Genomic DNA, 20160 nt, shown 5'->3' with positions numbered 1-20160 from the left:
GAAATAGTAAACCGAAGGTACAGTTTACCTCACAGGGCTTGACCTCACGCTTTGGGCTGAGTCGCCTGAGTCTTACGCTCAGAGCTGAACCAAGAAGTCTTCTGTTTGGCGTCCTTGGTTTTTCCGTTGGACTGCTTGGGCTCAGGAGCGGCGATCTGCTCAATCGGCAGCACCACGGTGAAGGTCAGGCCTCCCCCATCGGTGCCGGTGGCGCAGATAAAGCCGTGATGTGCTTTGACCACGGATTGCGCGATGGCCATGCCCAAACCGGTACCGCCCTTTTCTCGGGCACGGGACGGGTCCGCGGTGTAGAAGCGTTCGAAAATCTTCGAGCGTGATTCAGGCGGCACGCCGGGGCCATGGTCCACGAAACGCAATACGGCATATCGATAGCCGGTCTGCATCGAGGCACCTACTTCGGCGGCGTCGATGAACCGCCGCATTGACGCGTCGCTGGCGGGCATGCGAGCGAGCTGTCTTGGATCGATGGCGGCCGGCATCACACCGAGCGCGGCCTCGGCAGGCGAATCGGCAGGCGTGTAGCGGTGGATGTTGCCCACGATGTTGGTCACCACCTGGCGCAGTCGAGAGGCGTCGCCGGGCAGTACAACCTCGGGCCAATCGCCTTCGGCAAGGTTGAATTCGGCGGGATGGTTCAAATCGCGCGCCGGTTCGAGGGAAATCTGCATGCGGCGAACGGCACGGTCCGGGTCGAGCGCATGCAAGTCATCGACGGCGTCGGTGACCAGCGACGAGAGTTTCACCGTGCCGGTCACATCGATGCCGCGCCCCTCATCGAGACGGGCCAAAGACAGCAGATCCTCAACAAGAACCGTCATGCGCTGGCTGGACCGTTCGATATGTTCGATGGACTCGTCCGCACGCTCCAAGGCACCAGGCATATCGCGCTGCATCTTATACAGCTCCGCATAGCCATGGATGGCGGCCAACGGGGTGCGCAGCTCATGGCTGGCGTCGGAGACGAACCGTTTCATCTTGTCGGTGGTCTCCTCCTGCTCATGGAAACTGGATTCTATTCGGGCGAGCATGGAGTTCAGCGAGGCGGCCAGGGAGCCGACCTCGGTGTTTTCCGGCGCGGAAGGAATACGCTGGCTCAGGTCGCCGGCGGCAATCTTTGCAGCGGTTTTCTCGATGCGCTTCAGCGGCGTCATCGTGTGCTGGATGATCAGCGTGGACAGGGAGCCGCCGAGCAGCACCACGGCGATGCCGACCACAATGCAGTATCGGGTGAGTGTGTTGACGGTGTCGATCTGGTCGGCCAGTGACAAGCCGATGTACACCACGGCCCGGTCCTTGCCGTTTTGCTGGAAGGTCACCGGCAGAATACGCCATGGTGCCCTCGCCGTGACGATGGCGGCATGGTTGGCATTGACAGTGGGGTTGGCCAGTACCTTGGTGATGGTGTCAGAGGAATTGGAGTTTCCGTTGGCCGGATCGTTCTGGCTGTCCGCACTGTCGGACTGCACCGTGATGATCTGCTTGGCCACTGCCTGCGTAGTGAATGCCTGGCCGAGCGTGATGCCACTGGTATCACCATAGGTAGGAAGAATCGGCACCGATACGATACCGTCCTGCATCTGCGGCATCAGCGGGGTCACGACCAGAGGATTGCCCTCTTTGTCTTTGGTGCCGTCGGTATATTGAATCTGCAGAAAGTACGAGTTCGGCCCCGATGAGTCATTTCTTGACAGCAGATCGATATTGTTGACCACCAGCTGGCTTTGCGAGCTTAACTGGGTGTCGGTTTTCTGCAGCATGTAGTTGTTCACCAACGCGCGGATGGAGAAGGAAATCACCGACACGCCGATGAGCAGCACGGCGATGGTGCAGGCCACCAGCTTGCTGCTCAACGAGATACGGTCGATATGCCGCATCAGCATGTTTTTCTTACGTTCGTTCCGCTCTTGGAAATGGGCGGCGAACGGCGGCATTGCAGGCATGGGATTCGTGTTCGGGGCGGCGTTCGGCGTGCTGCTCGGCGGTACGCCGCCTGACTGCTTATCGGGGATACTCATGAGATTACGATGCGTTATGGATGGGGCGACTAGTTCTTCGGTTCGCGAATCATATATCCGATGCCGCGCTTGGTTTCAATCAGCGGGGTAACCTTGCGCTTGCCGCCTTCGCCGTCGTCGACCTCGATGCCGTCGACTTTCTTGCGCAGGTAGGAGATGTACGATTCGACGATGGCTGCGTCGCCGCCCCAGTCGTATTGCCAGACATGGTCGAGAATCTGTGCCTTGGACAGTACTCGGCCCTCGTTGTCCATCAGGTAGCGCAGCAGCTTGTATTCGGTAGGGCTCAGGTCAACCGGCTGCCCTGCACGGGTCACGTCGTGGGAGTCCTCGTTGATTTCCAAGTCGGCGACGCGAATAATCGGGTCATCTTCCACCTGTTCGCGGGTACGGCGCAGAATGGCGCGGATGCGAGCCACGACTTCCTCGAGGCTGAACGGCTTGGTGACGTAATCGTCACCGCCGACGGTCAGGCCCATGATCTTGTCTTGGGTGTCGTCACGAGCGGTGAGGAACAGCACAGGGGCGGTAATGCCTTCCTGGCGGATACGGCGGGTGACGGTGAATCCATCGATGTCAGGCAGCATGACGTCCAACACGATGAGATCAGGCTGCACTTTTTCGATAACCTCAATGGCTTCGGAACCGGAAGCGGCGGTGTTTACCTCGAATCCGGCGAAGTGCAGGGAAGCGACCAGCAGTTCTCGGATGGACGGCTCGTCGTCGACAACAACAATCGATGCTTCAATAGGCTTACTCATGCCTTCTAGAGTGTCGTGCTCTTCTGGGCGTTTCCTGAATGTAATCTTGGAGTTCGGCCTTGGAATCCTTCGTGATCTCCTTGCGCCGACGAATCACCACCATGACCACGATGATGATGACCAGCGCCACCAACACCACACCCATGATGATTATGCCTACGGTCACCGTGGACGATGAGGTGGAGGCTTTTTTGGATTTCACGATTTGATCCATCATTGCCGTTGCCGCGCCAGACCAGCTCGGTGGGTTTTCCAGTAACGGCTGCTGTGCGGCTTCGGATAGCTTATCGACGGTTTTGTTATCGAGAAGCCACTTATCGGAGTTCTTGGACACGACGACCACCAGGTTGCCGTCATTCGAGGCCACGGCAAGCATCACTGTGTTCGGCTTGGGATTCATGGACTCCATCACGGTTGCCGCCCAGTCTTCCGGTTTCTGTTGACTATTGAAACTGGAAAGATACAGCAGATGCACGTGTACACCGGTTTCCTTCTCGGTTTTGGCGATGGCATCCGTGACTTTGGCCGCATGGGAGCCCAGGAGATTTTCCGTATCCGTGATGTTCTCGGTGATGGTCACGCCGCTGTCGGTGCTGCTGCTGGAGCTGTCAGAGCTGTCGCCCGAGTTATCCCCATAGGCATTTGAGGTTATCCACATTGCGTTCATCGCTACTGCAGCAAGGGCGCAAATGGCGCAAACAAGCCATTTTCGGACCATATTCCCGAAGGCCGAACAGGACGGCTCCGAAGCTAGGACCACAATAGTTGTTTTTCCGTCTGCCCGATTCGTTGTTGACATATCCTCCACCTTAGCGGCCGGTATTGGCAAGCGGCCGCCATACATACCATTAACCCTCTAGAAAAGGAGCAACGATGCCCCAATATCAGGTAGATTCCGAGCGAATCCAATCATCCTCGGCCGCAGTGGCCACTTCGATCTCGCAAATCAGGCAGGCCGTGGGCGGCATGTACACCAATCTCAATGCCTTGCAGGACGCATGGCGAGGTTCGGCGGCCACCCAGTTCACCGCGGTAGCCGAACAGTGGCGTGCGGCCCAACAGCAGATGGAGGCCTCACTCGAGTCCATCCAACGCTCGCTGACGCAAGCCTCCACCGTGTACGCTGACGCCGAAATCCAAGCTTCGCGCCTGTTTGCCAGCTAGTTTCTTGGCTCTCCCCGGAGGTGAGCTGGATCATGAAGCGAGACTGAGGGGAGTATCCCTACACCGTAGCTCCCCACTCAGTCGCACTGCGTTCGACAGCTCCCCTCAAAGAGGGAACCAGAATACAAAAAAGGGGACTCCCGAAGGAATCCCCTTTCAGCTCAATCAGCTAGCGATCGTTTGCGGATCAGTAGCCCATGTCGGCACCGGCGGCCGGGGCAGCAGGCTTCGGCTCCGGCTTGTTGGCAACGACGGCCTCGGTGGTCAGGAACAGACCAGCGATGGAGGCGGCGTTCTGCAGAGCGGAGCGGGTCACCTTGACCGGGTCGGTCACACCGGCGGCCAGCAGGTCTTCGTAGGTGTCGGTGGCGGCGTTGAAGCCTTCGCCATCAGGCAGGGAGCGGACGGTGTTGATGACCACGTCACCGGACACGCCGGCGTTCTCGGCGATCTGCTTGATCGGGGCCTCGATGGCGCGGAACACGATGGCGGCACCGGTAGCCTCTTCGCCGGTCAGGGAGGTGACGGCCTCAGCCTTCTCGGCCTTGGCAGCAGCCTGAACGAGGGCCACGCCACCGCCGGGCAGCAGGCCTTCCTCGATGGCGGCCTTGGCGTTACGCACGGCATCTTCGATGCGGTGCTTGCGCTCCTTGGCCTCAACCTCGGTGGCAGCGCCGACCTTGATGACAGCCACGCCGCCGGCCAGCTTGGCCAGACGCTCCTGCAGCTTCTCACGGTCGTAATCGGAGTCGGTGTTCTCGATCTCAGCGCGGATCTGGGCCACGCGAGCGTCGATGTCTTCCTTGGAGCCAGCGCCCTGAACGATGGTGGTCTCGTCCTTGGAGACGATGACCTTCTTGGCATGGCCGAGCACGGAGGTGTCGACGGACTCGAGCTTCAGGCCCAGTTCGTCGGAGACAACCTGAGCACCGGTCAGGATGGCCATATCCTGCAGCATGGCCTTGCGACGGTCGCCAAAGCCCGGGGCCTTGACGGCGCAGGACTTGAAGGTGCCACGGATGTTGTTCAGGATCAGGGTCGGCAGTGCTTCGCCATCGACGTCCTCAGCGATGATCAGCAGCGGCTTGCCGGTCTTCATGACCAGCTCGGCCACGTGCACGATGTCCTGCTGGGAGGAGACCTTGCCGGAGGTCAGCAGAATGTACGGATCTTCGAGCACTGCGGTCTGGTCGTCAGCGTTGGTGACGAAGTACGGGGCGATGTAGCCCTTGTCGAAACGCATGCCCTCGGTGAAGTCGAGGTCCAGGCCGAAGCGGTTGTTGTCTTCAACGGTCACAACGCCGTCCTGGCCGACCTTGTCCAGAGCCTCAGCGATCTTCTCGCCGACCTCAGGGTCGGCGGCGGAGATGGTGGCGGTAGCGGCGATCTGGTCCTTGGTCTCGACGTCCTTGGCGGCAGCGACGAGTTCCTTGACGATGACCTCGGTGGCCTTCTCGATGCCGCGACGCAGGGCGATCGGGTTGGAGCCGGCGACCACGTTCTTCAGACCCTCGTGAACCAGGGACTGAGCAAGCACGGTCGCAGTGGTGGTGCCGTCACCGGCGACGTCGTCGGTCTTCTTGGCGACTTCCTTGACCAGCTCGGCGCCGATGCGCTCGTACGGGTCTTCAAGGTCGATTTCCTTGGCGATGGACACACCATCGTTGGTGATGGTCGGAGCGCCGTAGGTCTTGTCGAGCACGACGTTGCGGCCCTTCGGGCCCAAGGTGACCTTGACGGTGTTGGCGAGCTTGTCAAGGCCCTCCAGCATGCCCTGACGGGCTTCCTCATCATAAGAGATGATCTTTGCCATGGTTGCGTATTCCTCCAAATGGCTAGGTATACCGGTTATCACTCGGAAGCGTCGAGTCGTGACGACCAGCCGTCAGCTGCCGATTATCACTCTCGACCTCCGAGTGCTAACCCAGACATTAGCACTCGCGACCGCCGAGTGCCAACATCATCGGCGGCGATTGCGCTTTGGGCATGAAAAAGCCCCAACCGTCGAAACGGTCAGGGCCTTCAATGCACATCCTTGCGTGCGTGTTGCTCACTCGGAGCGGGCTTCACCCGAAGACAGCTTGACAACATCCTTTGCCTGCGTGCCTTTGCCGGACGAAGCGGGCGTATACTCCACGCGATCGCCTTCGTACAGCATCTTGAACTTATTGGTGCTGCCGTCGTCCTTGATTTCCGCGTAGTGCACGAAAACGTCCTCGCCGCCGTCGTCCGGCTGGATAAACCCGAACCCCTTCTTGGCAAGGAAGAACTTCACGGTACCTTGTGCCATATCTGGTCTTTCCTTTGTTCCCTTAGGCGTCGCGACACAAAACCTATAGGGAACGTAAAAAGAACCTCATCGCGCTCCCCCTACCTCGCGACTAGATGACGATTGTACAGCGACGAGGGAACAATCCCAACCGCAGCGGCACATTTTCGGTACGAATTATTCCATAGACGCGAGAACGCTCACAGTTTTCGATGTATTTCACGCCGATATAAGGGGCGCATCAACAACGCTAGTTGAGCAACACCACCGTAATGGGAACGGCGAGTCCTTGCACCTGCTCCACAGCCGAAATGCCAAGCGCGGTCGCCACATCCTCGGCGGTGGCCTTATCGGTCTCATTCTGATACCACACCACAGAAGAAGCCGGCAATGTACCGCTCGGATTGGTCGCCTCGACGCTGGTGTAACCGGCGGTCTGCAGCACATCGGCCTGCCGAGCTGCATATCCTTGGATTCCTGTGGCGTTGACCACACGCACCTGCGTGGCCTTATTCACAGTCGCGGTGGCTTCGGACTGCTGAGACTGCTGATCGGAGTTTTGATTCTCATTCGAGGATGCCGTGTCACTGTCGGTATCGGACTTTGCCGAATCCGAAGTCGAGTCCTTGGACGAATCGGCCGAAGTGGACGAGGAATCATCCTTGGTGCTGTTCTTGGTCTCAGCCTTGCTGGACGAATCGGACTTGGACGTGGTCGCCGTCTGGGACGATCCTCCTATTACATTCTTGTATTCCCCGGAAATCCATGCCCAGGCCCCGACACCGCACAGTGCGGCCACCAGAATAACGACGATGAATGGGCAGAGGCGGGCCATTACCGAACGAGCGCCACGGTGAACTCCCACCGGCCCCTTCGGAGGATTGTCGAAGGAATCCGGTTCATAGGATTCGTAGGTCATCGTGTCGCGTGCCATAATCGCCCTTTCTTCCTGTCAAAACTACCCATGAGTGTAATCGGCAAACAACTCATCAGTCCACCACACCACGCCCCGTGCACCGGATATGCACGTTTGACTACAGTGGTGAGTCATGATCAAACCATTGAGCGAACTGGTAGAGCCGGGGTGGGCCCATGCCTTGGCCGACGTGGAGCCCACCATCCACCATATGGGCGATTTTCTTCGTGCGGAAAACGCCGCCGGACGCCCGTGGCTGCCGGCAAGCCACAATATTCTGCGCGCGTTCACCATCCCGTTCGATTCCATCAAGGTGCTGATTGTCGGCCAGGACCCCTACCCGACCCCGGGTCACCCGGTGGGCTTGAGCTTCTGCGTGGCGCCGAATGTTCACCCGCTGCCGAAAAGCCTGGTCAATATTTATAAGGAATTGGTTGACGACCTTGGGGCGCCCATGCCCACCAATGGCGATCTGACACCGTGGACGGAACGTGGGGTGATGTTGCTCAACAGATGTCTGACCGTCGGCGTCGGGCGGCCGAATTCGCATCAGGGCAAAGGCTGGGAGGAAGTCACCGAGGCCGCGATTCGTGCGTTGAACGCGCGCACGGACGCCGATGGCAAGCCCAAGCCGCTGGTGGCGATTCTCTGGGGGCGTAATGCGCAAAGCCTCGAGCCATTGCTGACCAATGCCTTCATTATCAAATCGCCTCACCCGAGTCCGCTGTCCGCTTCCCGCGGATTCTTCGGCTCCAAACCATTCTCCAGAGCCAATCAAGCCCTAGTCACCATGAGTGCCGAACCGGTGGATTGGACTCTTTAGACAGACCAACAGTCATTGTAAGTAGTTACAGTGGGGGCATGACTTTGTTCCCCACGCAACCGAACATACCTTCGCAGACCACCGCCGCACGACCGGTCACCGTTCCCGCGCCCGGCGTGTCGGCTCAGCTGGGTGCCGATGACGCCAAGCGCGCACGTATCCTGGCCGACATCATTCGGGCGAGATTCGCCCAGACACTGGTGGGTCAGGATAATCTGCGCGAATCGCTTATCGTGACCTTGGTGGCCGGCGGGCATATTCTTATCGAATCCGTGCCGGGCTTGGCCAAGACCACGGCCGCCCAGACACTCGCCACCTGCGTATCCGGCTCGTTCAAACGCGTGCAGTGCACTCCTGATCTCATGCCATCCGATCTGGTGGGCACGCAGGTCTTCGATTTTGCGTCGCAGAAGTTCACCACGCAGATCGGCCCGATTCACGCCAATTTCGTACTGCTGGACGAGATCAACCGCTCGAATGCCAAAACCCAGTCCGCCATGCTTGAGGCCATGGCCGAGGGTGCCACGACCGTCGGCGGGCAGCGTATCGCCTTGCCCAAGCCGTTCATGGTGATCGCCACCGAGAATCCGATTGAGGAGGAGGGCACGTTCAACCTGCCCGAAGCCCAGATGGATCGTTTCATGATGAAGGCCGTCATGACCTATCCTTCGCCCGACGAAGAGGCTCGGATGCTGGCCATGCTCACCCGCCGTGGCTCCGACATGATCGGTCCCGACACCATCACCGGCGAACGCATTTCCGTGTCCGACGTTGATTTTTTGCGCAAGGCGGCACGCCGCGTGCATGTTTCCGACGCGATCATGCGTTATGCGGTCGATATCACCGCCACGTCACGAGGTGCCGGCTCCCGCCCCATCAAGGGACTGTCATCCTTGGTGCGTTTGGGTGCCTCGCCGCGCGCCACCATCGCCTTGACCCGCATCGGCCAGGCGAAGGCATTGCTGTCCGGGCGCGACTATGTGGTGCCCGAGGATCTCAAGGCGTTCGCTCATGAGGTGCTGCGCCACCGTATTATGCTGACGTTCGAGGCACTGGCCGATGGCGTGGTCAGCGATCAGATCGCCGACAAGATCGTCGAAACGGTTCCTGTTCCGTGAGTTCCGATTCCGTTCGCAAGAAGATCGAGGCCCTTGGCACTCAGCTGAGCCTGCCTACAGTAAGGAAGGCTTTGGGCGTGCTGGAGGGCGAACACGCATCCGGGCGTCGTGGCGGCAGCGGCGATGCGATGGATGTGCATGCCTATGAGCCAGGTGACGAATCCCGTCTTATCGATTGGAAGACCAGCGCCCGCCAAGGCCGCCCCATGGTGGTCGAGCGCGAGCGCCTGTCGACGTCACGGGTCTGGTTGCTGATGGACGTTGGCCTGGAGATGACTGGCGTATGCCCTTCCGGAGAACGCGCATGGCAGGTTGCCGCCAATGCGCTGCGTATGTTCGCCGCACTGTCGTTGCGCCGGTCGGACGATATTTCGCTGGTGTTCGGCGATGAGTCCAGCATCACCCGCGTGCCGTTCAACGGTGGGTTCGCGCAGTTCGAACGCACGCTGGACAAGGCGCTTGATCGTGATTGGGATCATCACCGTAATATCGACGCGCTGCTGGAATATGCGCGCCGTATCAAGGATCGTGAGGCATTGATCGTATTGGCCACCGATGAGCATGCGATGGAGGAGCGGCATATCACCACGATCCGTCGTATTACCCGCACCCATCCGATGGTGCTGATCGATGTTGCGACGATGAATCCGTTCAAGGCCGTCTCATCCCGCCACGCTCCCGCCGACGGCTTGAGTGCACGGCGTGTGCCGGCATTCCTGCGCAACGCCAAGGCAGCGGCCGAGGTCGATACTCATCGCGCGTATATGGCCGCGGCTTTGGAACAGGAGCTCACCCGTGCCGGTTCCCATATCATTCGAGCCGCATCCAGCGAATCCATGTTCGATCGTTTCGTCGCCCTGGTGTCCCGGGCATTGGCCCGCACCACACGCAATAGACTGGGCACTGCACCCGAACTGGTCGGACTGACTTTGGCGGGTGATCTATGATGCACAGCATGTTCCCCATCATCCCGCTCGCCACTGATCCCGGCGATCTCAGGCCCGTGGAGTCGTTGGCCTTGACCACTCCCCTGGTGATGGCCATCGTCGCATGCCTGTTGCTGGCGGTAGGTCTGATCGCGTTGATCATCATGCTGTCTCGCCCCGCACGCAAACCTCGGAATAGCGACCGTGCGCGTGGCACTCATAGCAATGCCAGTTCCAAGGCCGAGTGGCGTGCCCGCATCGACGATGTGGTGGCCCGTCATGAATCCGGAGCACTGCCCCGGCATGAGGCTTTCGTCGAATTGGCCGTCATCGCCCGTGATTTCGCCGGTGCCGCCTCAGGCAGGGAGCTTAGTTCCAGTACGCTGACCGATTTGGCGTACCTGAATCGCACGCCCGCGAATCGCCAAGGATTGGACGCATTGAAGCAGACCATTAGCGCGTTGTATCCACCGGAATTTGCCGATGATGCCCGCAACCGAATCGCCCAGACGACCAGCGTGCAGCAGGCCGCCGAGTGGGTGGCGAATCTGGTGGAAAGGTGGCGTTCATGATGCTGGCATGGCATTGGCCTTGGGCCGCTCTGGCCGGCGTCTTGGCAGCGCTGGCGATTATCGTGCTGATTGTCGTGTTCGCCCGCCGTAACACCGCCGACGACACCCCTGTATTCTCGATGGACGACGATCTCAATACCGAGCACGCTTCCCGTCTGTTCCGTCAATGGCGCGCTTTGGGCCGTCTCGCCATCAGCGTGCTGGTGCTTGCGCTGGCGCTGGCCATTGTGCTGGTGGCTCGCCCCAGCCAAGTGGATGCCGGTGACGAACGCGCTTCCAGCCGAGATATCGTCCTGTGTCTGGATGTGTCGGGGTCCACGCTCCCCTATGATCGCGAGGTCATCGATACCTATTTGGAACTGGTCAAGCATTTCGAGGGGGAACGTATCGGTTTGAGTATCTTCAACTCGACCTCACGCACGGTGTTCCCACTGACCGACGACTACGAACTGGTCACCAAACAGTTGACCTCCGCCAGCAAGGCGCTGAAAGGCGTCGAGTCGCAGGATGACGTCGATAAGATGTCCGATGCCGAATATCAGGACATCGCCAATTGGCTCGAAGGCACGCAGAACCGCAAGGACGCCACCTCCTTGATTGGCGACGGCGTGGTGTCTTGCGCGGCGATGCTCCCCGGTTTCGCTTATGGCGAAGCCAATCAGGCGAATGCCGACCGTCAGCGTGCGGCATCCATCGTGCTGGCCACCGACAACGTCGTGTCGGGCAAACCCACCTATTCGCTGACCGAAGCGTTGGATTTGACCCAGCAGACCAAAATCACCGTGGACGGCCTGTATTCCGGGCCGAAAGCCAGTGAATCGGACCAAACCACAACGGATATGAAGTCCGCGATCGAGTCGCATGGAGGCATCTTCCTCACCCAATCGAATGGCGCGTCGATAGATGAGCTGGTACGGGATATTCAGTCGCGTAGGGATACGGATGTGGAGAACAAGGCGAAATCCTCAATGGTGGACGCTCCCGGTCTGTGGACGCTTGCTCTGACCGTGATACTCATTATCTGGATCGTATGTGCATGGAGGTTGAGGCGATGAACGGATTCACCTTCTCCCCCGCCTTGGGCTGGGTCGCCGGCGGACTGCTGGCGGCCGGGCTCGCCGTACTGGCCATTCTCGAAATCGTATTGTTTGTTCGTCGCCGTGTTTCCAGTGACGAGACCGTGTGGGCTTGCATACGTCGTACGTTTATGCTGCTCATCGTAGCGGTGATGGTACTGACTCCCAGCGTGGTATCGTCTACCACCTCACAGGCCATCAATGCCACCGATGTCATCGTGGCGGTGGATACCACCGGGTCGATGGCGGTGGCCGATGCCACATACGGGTCCGAGAAGACCATTACCCGCATCAATGCCGCACGTCAGGCCGTGCATGATGTGACCGCCGCTTACCCGGACGCCAGTTTCGCGGCGTTACGGTTCGGTGCTTCGGGAACGCTTGATGTGCCGCTGACCCCGGATGCGCCGGCCATCGATAATTGGGCCAACACGTTGGCGGTGGAAGCCACATCCGTGTCGGCGGGCTCCAGTCTGGATGCTCCGATCGATCAATTGCTGCTGACCGCGAAGTCGATTCGTGAAGCGCACCCGGATGATGCGATTGTGCTGTACCTCATCACTGACGGCGAACAGACCTCGAATGTGAAGCGCCGTACGTTCTCGTCACTGCGCCAGTATCTCAATGATGGGTTTACCGTGGGCGTCGGCTCGACCGAGGGCGGCAAGATTCCCGTCATCGCCGATGGCGTCAGCGCCGGAGATTCCAATACCACGGACCACTGGGTGATCGACCCGGATACCGGCGAACCCGGCATCTCCAGGATGGATGAGAAGAACCTCAAAGACATTACCGACGAAATCAGTGGCACGTATGTGGCCGTAAACGCTTCACAGACTTTGGCGGATGCGGTTTCGGCCAGGTCGTCGAAGCAATGGCGCATGACCACCACGGTCAAGGAGCGCACACGCACCACGCCGGTGGTATGGCCGTTGGCCATTGCGCTGGCGATATTGCTTGCCATGGAAGTCGGTGCATGGATCGCAACCTCAAGGAGGCTGCTGTGAGGAACAGTAACGAAATCCACGAGAACGATGGCTCGGCGAATATTCGGATGCGGGCGAAATGCCCGCTTTGGGCACGTATCGTCCTGGCTTGTGGCGCCGTATTGCTGCTGCTGGTTGCCGGCGTGGCGTCAGTAAACCTGTCCGCTTCGATTACGTTCAATCAGGCCACCGCATCATTGAATGCCAATATCAAAGCGGCTCAGGATGAGTCCACGGATATCACCACGCTCAAGGCGCAACAGCAGCAGACCGATGCGCAATTCGCCGAGGCCGGGCGAATGCGTACGCTTCTGTTGCCGCAAGTCAAGGACGCCATCGACACCAATGCTTCGATTTCTTCCGAGCTGACGAAGATCACCCTGAAACAGGCCGAGGCGCAGAACAGCGGTTCCGGTTCCGGGCAAGCCCAATCGGCGCAGCAATCCGAGAGTTCCTCAGCCAATGCCAAAAAGGGCGGCGCGTTGACCGACGAGCAGAAGAAGCAGGTCGAGGAGCTGATGAAGGCCAATCAGCAATCCACCGATACCCAGTCGAACACCACCCAATCCAAGCAGAAGGCGACGCAGAACAAGGGTACCGGGGCCACCAAGCCGTGGTAAGCAGTCGTTCACGGTTGCTCTTTTTCTCACATCCTCACGGGTCATGGCCTTATCGCGGCTGTTTCCCGGTTTCGGCTGTCGGCTTTGGCGTTTGTCTGATCCCGATAGCCCATGGCTGATCCAAGGTGTGCCCAAACAGGCTATTTGTGGATAATCGTTACGACTATGCACAACACTTGTGAATAACTTCGCCCAAAATCGGCAAGCTAGAACCACATTGGTCGTCCCGGCTGGACAAGCATGAGTCCTGTCCTTTTAGCTGGATATATGAATACCTACACCAGCAACCGAGCACCCATCGATCCCACCGGCGGCTTTGCCGGCAATACGGTGACGCCGTTCGATTACGGCACTTGCCCTTGCCATGCGGCGGTACAGCGTAGTCGCGACCTCGTGTCCGTCCAGCGTGCGGCCACACTGGCGCAATCGGACCAGACGGCGGTGGCCGTGAACCGCTCCCGCAACATCGTGTGGACCGGTAAAGCCGCCGATCTATTCCGATCGCGGCTCAGTCGCACCGCACAGTATTCGGCCAGTCTCGCGCAAGACATGGAGACCACCCACCGATTGGCTTGGGGGTCATCATGAGCGAGCACGATTACTGGCAGGTGGAATCGTCCGTTTACGGCGGAGTGGGATATGCGCCAGCCACTCTTGAAGAATATGCCGCCATAGCCAAGGCTCTCGATGACGAGGCGGCAGGATTTGCGGCCATAGCCACGGCTTGGGAATCGGCCGCATTACAGTTACAGTCACATCGGCATAGTGCGCCGATGTGCGTCACCTTGCAGTCGGGCGATCCGAGCGCCGTTGTTCCCGGCCATGTCACTGTACCATATGCCGCGCTGGGCAATCGGTGTTATGACCATGCAACGGCATGTCAGCGGTTGAGCGATGACCTGCGTGGCGCGGCCGATCTGCTGATTCGCGCACACTCTCTGTATTCTCAGGCGGAGATGACGGCTCGGCGCATGTTTACCGAATTATTGCAGGCCGGCACACAGGCCAAACCGGGATATGCCGCGGTGGGTGTTGCCGCTGTGGCGGCGGGCGGCTTTCTGGCCGGCTGGGCTATTGACGGCAAACCGAACCCGGCATGGATGTCCACGTTCACCTATCCGTTCCAGGAAGGAGTGCTTAGCGGCGCGGGCGGAATCATTGGCGGCGTACCTATCGGCAAGAGCATTGCGCACACCGATGAGGTCAACAAGGCTGCGGGAAAAATCGCCAATTTCTCCGGACCCGCGAAAGACATCATCCAAGGCAATCATCTGGAAGTGCGCGAGGTGCAGGCGAATGCCGACGTCGTCCGCGCAAGCGGATCGGTGGCCGAGTCAATGGAGAATCTGCGCAGACTCGCCGAAGAGCGGCTCGGCAAAATCGAGCTGAACAGCGGACTCGAATATGGGACCATCGCCATTCAACGCTATGAACGGGCTGATGGAACCAACTCCTGGCTGGTCACCATCCCGGGTACCGATGGACAGCCTGACTCACCATTCGGCTGGGCGCAGAACGTGGAACTGATGAGCGCCGATCAGGAACGCCGCAGGAAAGCGGACAGCGCTCGCATGGTTGCCGAGGCGATGCGTCAGGCAGGCATCGGCAAGGACGAGCCCGTGGCACTGATCGGCCACTCCCAAGGTGGCATCGTTGCCGCCACGCTTGCCTCGGATTGGGCGGAGGAATATACCATCGAGCATGTGGTGACAGCCGGATCGCCGGTGGCCAATCATCCGATTCCGCAACGCACATGGGTCACCAGCGTGGAGATCGATGATGAACTGGTCGCCGCACTGGATGGTTCCGCCAACCCGGTCACCGATAACTGGCTCACCGTACAAGGGCATGTATCGCCCGCGCCCGAGGCAACACCATCCACAGTGCATTCGGACGGCTCATGCACTCCGGGCGCGACGCCCATCACCGGTCTGACCCCATATGACGCCGCACCCGTGGCTGGTTCGACCAACGGCAGAGAGTTGTCGCATTGGATTAAGTACCATCAGGCTGCTTATCAGAACGCCACCGATCTCGGCTCCCCCGCCGTGCAACGCCACGAAGCGCATTTTCAGGAAGTCATCAACGGCGAACTCAAGGAAACCCGCTACTACCAAGGCCGCATGACCTAGTCCGCGACCATTGCCCCTGGCGAGCGAACCACCGAGTTCAGCGTTCGGCGGTTAAAAGTAAAATATGGCACGCGACCTTATCACCGTCATGACACAAGATGCTGATTTCGCACTCACCATAGAGACAAAATTGCCGCAATCCGTACAAGCGCATCTTGATGAAGCTCGGCGACTGTGGAAGGAAGAAGCGGAATGCAGATCGAACGCAGCGCGGGAAACTCGTGCCGCGGCACAAGAACTACATGGCATGGGTCTCGCCCTACAGCAAATAGGCGATATACTCGGGGTCTCACGGCAACGAGCACATCAACTTGTCAATGCTTAGCAATCAATCGGCTACCCCACAATGCAATCACCGCAGAGACGCGGCTAGCGCCACTTTCCCGGGCTTGTTGCGCTAGCATGCCCGAGAACCCCTCTATCAGCGCAACATTCCCGGGAAAGTGGCGCGCAAAGAGTGTCAGGCGCGTCGCCCGATGAGTGCGCGGCCGGATGCGAGGCGGTCGAGCACACCGGTTTTGGCGATGGCCAGCATCAGATACCAGGCCATGACCTGTACGGCTCGGGCGGGAACGCCGCACCACAGTATAGCCGCTCGGTTCACGGCTGGAAGTACCCTTGGAGGTTATGAAGCTTACCGATATTTCCCCCGCAATCGCATTGACCCCGCTCGACGGCCGTTACCACAAGGCCACCGCTCCGCTCGTCGAATACATGAGCGAACCTGCCCTGAACCGCGAACGCATGCGTGTCGAAGTCGAATGGATGATTCTTCTGGCCAACGGCTTTGAGGGCAACGGCAACCAGCCGATCGTTGACGGCGTCAAGCCGTTCACTGCCGAAGAGCAGGCCTTCCTGCGCGCCATTCCCGAGGACTTCGGCGCCGAAGGCATCAAGCAGCACGCCGCTCATGAGGCCATCACCCACCACGATGTGAAGGCCGTGGAGTACTACATCGACGATCAGATCGACAAGGCTCCGGCCGAGCTGACCAACATCAACGACGAGCTGAAGACCCTCGTACACTTCGCCTGCACGTCCGAAGACATCAACAACCTCTCCATCGCCCGTTGCGTCAAGAACGCGATGGAACACGTGTGGACCCCGGAGTTCAAGCGCATCATCGACCACCTCGCCGGCAAGGCCGAGGAATTCAAGGATATGCCGCTGCTCTCCCTCACTCACGGCCAGCCGGCCACGCCGACCACGCTCGGCAAGGAGCTCGCCGTCTACGTCTACCGTCTGAACCGTCAGCTCAAGCACATCGAAAACCAAGAGTACTTGGGCAAGATCAACGGCGCGACCGGCACGTTCGGCGCCCACCTGGCCGCATGCCCGGATGTCGACTGGGTCGCCGTCTCCCGCGAATTCGTCGCCAACCGCATGGGCCTGACCTGGAACCCGCTGACCACGCAGATCGAAAGCCACGACTGGCAGGCCGAGCTGTACTCCACCGTCTCCCACGCCAACCGCATCATGCACAACCTGTGCGTGGACGTGTGGATGTACATCTCCCGCGGCGTGTTCGCCCAGGTGCCGGTCAAGGGTGCCACCGGCTCCTCCACCATGCCGCACAAGGTCAACCCGATTCGTTTCGAGAACGCCGAAGCCAACTTCGAGATCAGCTGCTCGCTGCTCGACACCCTCTCCGCCACGCTGGTGGAATCCCGTTGGCAGCGCGATCTGACCGATTCGACCACCCAGCGCAACATCGGTTCCGCGCTCGGCTACTCCTTGCTCGCCCTGACCAACCTCATGGGCGGCCTTGAGTCCATCCACCCGAACACCCACGTCATCGAGCGTGAGCTGGATGAGAACTGGGAGGTGCTTGGCGAGCCGATCCAGACCGCCATGCGCGCCTGCGAGCTCAAGGGCCTGCCCGGCATGGACAAACCGTACGAGAAGGTCAAGGAGCTTATGCGCGGCCACTCCATCGACAAGGAGCAGGTCGAGCAGTTCATCGACCAGCAGTCCTTCGACCCGGAAACCGCCGCTCGCTTGAAGGCTCTGACCCCCGCCACCTACACCGGTGTGGCCAGCCAGCTCGTCGCTTTCGACCGTTGAGATAGGTGCGATGCGAGTCCCTCGAATCCCTCGCATCCACCACACTACTGCGCTGAGTCACAAACCGAACCGCAAACTGAACCGAACAAGGACAGACGTCAGGTAACCATTTCATGACTACTGAACAGGATCAGTCCACTACGGAAGATCGCCCGGACAAGGCGACCTCCTCCACTACCGACCGGCCGATCGCCTCTGGTGACGGCCGGTCGGCCAGTTTTGCTGTCAGCGGAACGGACAGCTCGACAACCGACGGCAGCAACGATTCCGGACCATACATCGACGACATCGCCCCGCGCCGCACGCGCGACTTCGGCGACCTGACCCGAGCCAGTCTGTCGCTATTGATGGCCGCCGTGGTTATGGTGTTCGCCGTATATCTGGGCGGCATGACGCGCGGCGTCGAATCCGACGCGCATACCGCCGCCCAAGCCATCAACTGGCTGGCCGCTTTCCCCTCCACCGTACTGACGCAGCTGGCCACCATCGTCATCGTGATCATCGTGCTCGCTCAATTGCTACTGGCCCGGGAATGGCTGCAGGCTGCGGTGTCCGCGCTGGCCATGTTTGCCGGATACGGCATTGTGTGGGTCATATCGACGGCAATCAGTAGTCTGAACGATTCCGCCCTGCCAATGGCACTGGTCTCAGCCGCCACCTCATACGGTTCCGAGCTGTTGCCCGACATCTACGCCGGCATGGCGTCCTTCCTGACCGCCGCCGGGCCACGCCGTACCCGCTCCACGGTCAAATGGAGTTGGAATATCCTGTATGCCATCGCCGCGGTGATGGTGGTGCTTTCGTGGCATTCGGTTACCGGCATGCTGGTTTCGATGGCCGCCGGTCGCACGGTGGGCATGCTTATTCGATTCGTGGTCGGCACGCAGAATAAAGGCGTGTGGGGCAAAGATCTCGTCGCGGTGCTCTCAAGCATCGGATTAGAGACCACCTCACTCATCCGGCATCAGGAGCCCGGAATCGGCCATGGCTCATTGTCTGCCACTTTGGATGACGATTTGGCGGAAGGCTCACGCATCTACGATGTGGAGACCTCGAATAACCGCCGGTTCATCGTTTCCGTCATCGACGCGCAAACCCATACCGTCGGCTATCTGAAGCAACTCTGGGATTGGGTACGTTTTACCAGCGTGTCCATTCGACGCGATCGTTCCGTGCGCGACGCCGTTCAGCATCACTTTGCCATGCTGCTCGGCCTGCACAATATCAAACTGCCTGCGCCCGCCCCCTACGGCATCGCCGATACGGACGAGTCCGCGATTCTGGTGCTGGATGCGCACACCATCGAGATGCCCGCCAATCTGAACACGCTCACCCAGGCGGACGCCGTAGCATATATGCGATATCTGTCTGTGGCGAATCGCCGTGGATATACGCACCGGCGCATCACGCCTGATACGCTCGCTAGGCTTGAAGATGGCACTGCGGTTATCGCCGGCTGGCTGAATGGCGACAACGCTTCCGGCCCGGCCAATACCGCGCTTGACAAGGTCCAGTTGCTTGCGCTGTTCGCCGCGTTGATCGGCGTGAAACCTGCAGTCGCGGCTGCCCGTGAATCTTGGGGCGACACGACGTTGACCGCGCTGGCCCCGTTCATCCAGAAAGTCGCGGTTCCCTCCCCCACACGCGCATTGGTCACATGGGACAAGCAGCTGCTCAAGGAACTGCGAGACCACATCAACACCATAATTGATGAGGAGACCGCCGAATCCGCCGAGCCGGTGACGCTTGCCCGCTTCTCCTGGCGTTCGATGATCACCATGCTGCTGGTCATCGTGGCTGTGGTCGTGGTCTTCACCCAGTTGAAGCCCGAAGAAATCATAACCGCGCTGACCAACGCCAACCCGTTGATGGCGGTGGTAACGCTCGCGTTCGGTGCCTGCGGCTGGATCGGATCGTCGATTTCGCTCGGCGCTCTCATGGATCGCAGCAAGCGAGATAACACGGGCGTGTTCATGAGTCAGGTTGCCGGCGGCTTTGCCACGGTATCCATGCCGGCCGGCGTGGGGCCCGCGTTCGTCAACCTGCAGTTTCTGCGCAGATCCGGCTATCGCAACACCCCGGCCACCGCAATCATGAGCGCCGCGCTCGTGGTGTATTACGCCGTGTACTTCTCCATGCTGGTGTTGATTGGCCTATTCACCGGCCGCAATATGTTCTCCGGCGCGATTCCGACGAATACGTTGGTCCTTGTGCTGGGCGTGGTGGTTGTGGTGTTGTCCATTGCGATGATGATTCCGCCGTTGCGCCACTGGGTGACCCGTCGTCTTATGCCGCTGGCCAAGACGTATATCAACCAGCTGCTGGACGTGCTTTCCCAGCCCCGACAGCTCACGGTCAGCTGCCTGGGCGCACTGTTCCAGAACACGACCACTGGGCTCGCTTTCTGGGCGGCCTTGCAAGCGTTCGGTTATTCATCAAATCCGATTGAAACGACGTTCGTCTTCATGCTGGCCTATGCGTTGGGTTCCGCGGTGCCCACCCCCGGTGGTTTGGGCGGTGTGGAAGCCGCGTTGACCTTCGCATTCGTGGCGGTCGGTGTGCCTCAGGGCGTAGCTCTATCCGCCACGTTGCTGCATCGCGTGGTGTTCTATTGGCTACGAATTCCTCTGGGCGCAGCCGCTATGAAGTGGCTCGACCGTCATAACCTCGTCTGATCCGTCCGTTTTTGTCCATCCT

Annotated in this window: 18 protein-coding genes and 1 pseudogene; 12 read left to right on the top strand and 7 right to left on the bottom strand. The window is 59.8% G+C overall.

The window, feature by feature from the left end:
- Positions 1 to 44: 44 nt before the first annotated feature.
- From MMB48_RS03805 to MMB48_RS03795, 3 genes are read right to left on the bottom strand one after another with little or no spacing between them, the layout of a single operon-like run.
- Positions 45 to 2036 carry a sensor histidine kinase gene (locus MMB48_RS03805; protein WP_032745382.1) on the bottom strand — a complete coding sequence of 664 codons (1992 nt, stop codon included), beginning with the start codon at positions 2034 to 2036 and terminating at the stop codon, positions 45 to 47.
- A 29-nt stretch (positions 2037 to 2065) separates the two neighbouring features.
- A complete protein-coding gene (locus MMB48_RS03800) occupies positions 2066 to 2797 on the bottom strand; it encodes a response regulator transcription factor (protein WP_012577089.1) in 732 nt (243 codons plus the stop codon).
- The gene (locus MMB48_RS03795; protein ID WP_032745384.1) at positions 2790 to 3455 is read right to left on the bottom strand and encodes a TPM domain-containing protein; all 666 of its coding nucleotides are present in this window, start codon (positions 3453 to 3455) and stop codon (positions 2790 to 2792) included. The genes MMB48_RS03800 and MMB48_RS03795 overlap by 8 nt, the downstream gene beginning before the upstream one ends.
- 215 nt (positions 3456 to 3670) lie before the next feature.
- On the opposite strand from MMB48_RS03795, the gene MMB48_RS03790 reads away from it, so the two are divergent.
- Positions 3671 to 3961 carry a WXG100 family type VII secretion target gene (locus MMB48_RS03790; protein ID WP_007053189.1) on the top strand — a complete coding sequence of 97 codons (291 nt, stop codon included), beginning with the start codon at positions 3671 to 3673 and terminating at the stop codon, positions 3959 to 3961.
- Between the two features lie 187 nt (positions 3962 to 4148).
- On the opposite strand, the gene groL is transcribed toward MMB48_RS03790, so the two are convergent.
- The 3 genes from groL to MMB48_RS03775 all read right to left on the bottom strand — a co-directional run bounded on the left by groL (position 4149) and on the right by MMB48_RS03775 (position 7164).
- A complete protein-coding gene (gene groL, locus MMB48_RS03785; protein ID WP_012577087.1) occupies positions 4149 to 5774 on the bottom strand; it encodes a chaperonin GroEL in 1626 nt (541 codons plus the stop codon).
- Between the two features lie 237 nt (positions 5775 to 6011).
- Positions 6012 to 6251 carry a cold-shock protein gene (locus MMB48_RS03780; protein WP_007053186.1) on the bottom strand — a complete coding sequence of 80 codons (240 nt, stop codon included), beginning with the start codon at positions 6249 to 6251 and terminating at the stop codon, positions 6012 to 6014.
- 229 nt (positions 6252 to 6480) lie between these two features.
- Positions 6481 to 7164, bottom strand: a complete 684-nt coding sequence (locus MMB48_RS03775; RefSeq protein WP_032745385.1) for a LytR C-terminal domain-containing protein — start codon at positions 7162 to 7164, stop codon at positions 6481 to 6483.
- A gap of 115 nt (positions 7165 to 7279) precedes the next feature.
- Here MMB48_RS03775 and MMB48_RS03770 point away from each other — a divergent pair, with 115 nt between their 5' ends.
- The 9 genes from MMB48_RS03770 to MMB48_RS03730 all read left to right on the top strand — a co-directional run bounded on the left by MMB48_RS03770 (position 7280) and on the right by MMB48_RS03730 (position 15399).
- Positions 7280 to 7969 (top strand): uracil-DNA glycosylase, encoded by a 690-nt coding sequence (locus MMB48_RS03770; RefSeq protein ID WP_032745387.1) that lies wholly within the window; start codon positions 7280 to 7282, stop codon positions 7967 to 7969.
- A 38-nt stretch (positions 7970 to 8007) separates the two neighbouring features.
- Positions 8008 to 9087 (top strand): AAA family ATPase, encoded by a 1080-nt coding sequence (locus MMB48_RS03765; RefSeq protein WP_012577084.1) that lies wholly within the window; start codon positions 8008 to 8010, stop codon positions 9085 to 9087.
- Positions 9084 to 10034 carry a DUF58 domain-containing protein gene (locus MMB48_RS03760; RefSeq protein ID WP_029679655.1) on the top strand — a complete coding sequence of 317 codons (951 nt, stop codon included), beginning with the start codon at positions 9084 to 9086 and terminating at the stop codon, positions 10032 to 10034. The genes MMB48_RS03765 and MMB48_RS03760 overlap by 4 nt, the downstream gene beginning before the upstream one ends.
- Positions 10031 to 10585, top strand: coding sequence for a hypothetical protein (locus MMB48_RS03755; RefSeq protein WP_172664364.1), 555 nt, complete (start codon positions 10031 to 10033; stop codon positions 10583 to 10585). The genes MMB48_RS03760 and MMB48_RS03755 overlap by 4 nt, the downstream gene beginning before the upstream one ends.
- On the top strand, positions 10582 to 11640 hold the full coding sequence (locus MMB48_RS03750) for a VWA domain-containing protein (protein ID WP_032745389.1): 1059 nt from the start codon (positions 10582 to 10584) through the stop codon (positions 11638 to 11640). Before MMB48_RS03755 ends, MMB48_RS03750 begins: the two co-directional genes overlap by 4 nt.
- Entirely contained in the window at positions 11637 to 12668 is a 1032-nt protein-coding gene (locus MMB48_RS03745; RefSeq protein ID WP_032745390.1) for a vWA domain-containing protein, read from the top strand. The genes MMB48_RS03750 and MMB48_RS03745 overlap by 4 nt, the downstream gene beginning before the upstream one ends.
- Before the next feature lie 101 nt (positions 12669 to 12769).
- Positions 12770 to 13267, top strand: a complete 498-nt coding sequence (locus MMB48_RS03740; protein WP_032745517.1) for a DUF6466 family protein — start codon at positions 12770 to 12772, stop codon at positions 13265 to 13267.
- Between the two features lie 267 nt (positions 13268 to 13534).
- Positions 13535 to 13855, top strand: coding sequence for a hypothetical protein (locus MMB48_RS03735; RefSeq protein WP_032745391.1), 321 nt, complete (start codon positions 13535 to 13537; stop codon positions 13853 to 13855).
- On the top strand, positions 13852 to 15399 hold the full coding sequence (locus tag MMB48_RS03730; RefSeq protein WP_032745392.1) for an alpha/beta fold hydrolase: 1548 nt from the start codon (positions 13852 to 13854) through the stop codon (positions 15397 to 15399). The genes MMB48_RS03735 and MMB48_RS03730 overlap by 4 nt, the downstream gene beginning before the upstream one ends.
- A gap of 460 nt (positions 15400 to 15859) precedes the next feature.
- Here MMB48_RS03730 and MMB48_RS03725 read toward each other — a convergent pair.
- Positions 15860 to 15952 (bottom strand): annotated as a pseudogene (locus MMB48_RS03725) (ABC transporter permease); the annotation flags it as partial.
- Between the two features lie 74 nt (positions 15953 to 16026).
- Here MMB48_RS03725 and purB point away from each other — a divergent pair.
- Positions 16027 to 17463: an adenylosuccinate lyase gene (purB, locus tag MMB48_RS03720; protein WP_032745393.1), complete on the top strand. Its 1437-nt coding sequence runs from the start codon at positions 16027 to 16029 to the stop codon at positions 17461 to 17463.
- 113 nt (positions 17464 to 17576) lie between these two features.
- On the top strand, positions 17577 to 20138 hold the full coding sequence (locus tag MMB48_RS03715; protein WP_032745394.1) for a lysylphosphatidylglycerol synthase transmembrane domain-containing protein: 2562 nt from the start codon (positions 17577 to 17579) through the stop codon (positions 20136 to 20138).
- Positions 20139 to 20160: the final 22 nt, after the last annotated feature.

The organism is Bifidobacterium sp. FKU, assembly GCF_026016385.1.
GTDB classification, from domain to species: Bacteria; Actinomycetota; Actinomycetes; order Actinomycetales; family Bifidobacteriaceae; genus Bifidobacterium; species Bifidobacterium infantis.
This window is presented reverse-complemented; position numbering and strand designations above follow the sequence as displayed.

Excerpts from the sequence above, each read along its gene's own strand:
- MMB48_RS03795 (WP_032745384.1), bottom strand. The coding sequence starts at position 3,455 with ATGTGGATAACCTCAAATGCCTATGGGGATAACTCGGGCGACAGCTCT.
- MMB48_RS03805 (WP_032745382.1), bottom strand. The coding sequence starts at position 2,036 with ATGAGTATCCCCGATAAGCAGTCAGGCGGCGTACCGCCGAGCAGCACG.
- MMB48_RS03770 (WP_032745387.1), top strand. The coding sequence starts at position 7,280 with ATGATCAAACCATTGAGCGAACTGGTAGAGCCGGGGTGGGCCCATGCC.
- MMB48_RS03790 (WP_007053189.1), top strand. The coding sequence starts at position 3,671 with ATGCCCCAATATCAGGTAGATTCCGAGCGAATCCAATCATCCTCGGCC.
- MMB48_RS03750 (WP_032745389.1), top strand. The coding sequence starts at position 10,582 with ATGATGCTGGCATGGCATTGGCCTTGGGCCGCTCTGGCCGGCGTCTTG.
- MMB48_RS03715 (WP_032745394.1), top strand. The coding sequence starts at position 17,577 with ATGACTACTGAACAGGATCAGTCCACTACGGAAGATCGCCCGGACAAG.
- MMB48_RS03765 (WP_012577084.1), top strand. The coding sequence starts at position 8,008 with ATGACTTTGTTCCCCACGCAACCGAACATACCTTCGCAGACCACCGCC.
- groL (WP_012577087.1), bottom strand. The coding sequence starts at position 5,774 with ATGGCAAAGATCATCTCTTATGATGAGGAAGCCCGTCAGGGCATGCTG.
- MMB48_RS03755 (WP_172664364.1), top strand. The coding sequence starts at position 10,031 with ATGATGCACAGCATGTTCCCCATCATCCCGCTCGCCACTGATCCCGGC.
- MMB48_RS03730 (WP_032745392.1), top strand. The coding sequence starts at position 13,852 with ATGAGCGAGCACGATTACTGGCAGGTGGAATCGTCCGTTTACGGCGGA.
- MMB48_RS03800 (WP_012577089.1), bottom strand. The coding sequence starts at position 2,797 with ATGAGTAAGCCTATTGAAGCATCGATTGTTGTTGTCGACGACGAGCCG.
- MMB48_RS03780 (WP_007053186.1), bottom strand. The coding sequence starts at position 6,251 with ATGGCACAAGGTACCGTGAAGTTCTTCCTTGCCAAGAAGGGGTTCGGG.
- MMB48_RS03775 (WP_032745385.1), bottom strand. The coding sequence starts at position 7,164 with ATGGCACGCGACACGATGACCTACGAATCCTATGAACCGGATTCCTTC.
- purB (WP_032745393.1), top strand. The coding sequence starts at position 16,027 with ATGAAGCTTACCGATATTTCCCCCGCAATCGCATTGACCCCGCTCGAC.
- MMB48_RS03735 (WP_032745391.1), top strand. The coding sequence starts at position 13,535 with ATGAATACCTACACCAGCAACCGAGCACCCATCGATCCCACCGGCGGC.
- MMB48_RS03745 (WP_032745390.1), top strand. The coding sequence starts at position 11,637 with ATGAACGGATTCACCTTCTCCCCCGCCTTGGGCTGGGTCGCCGGCGGA.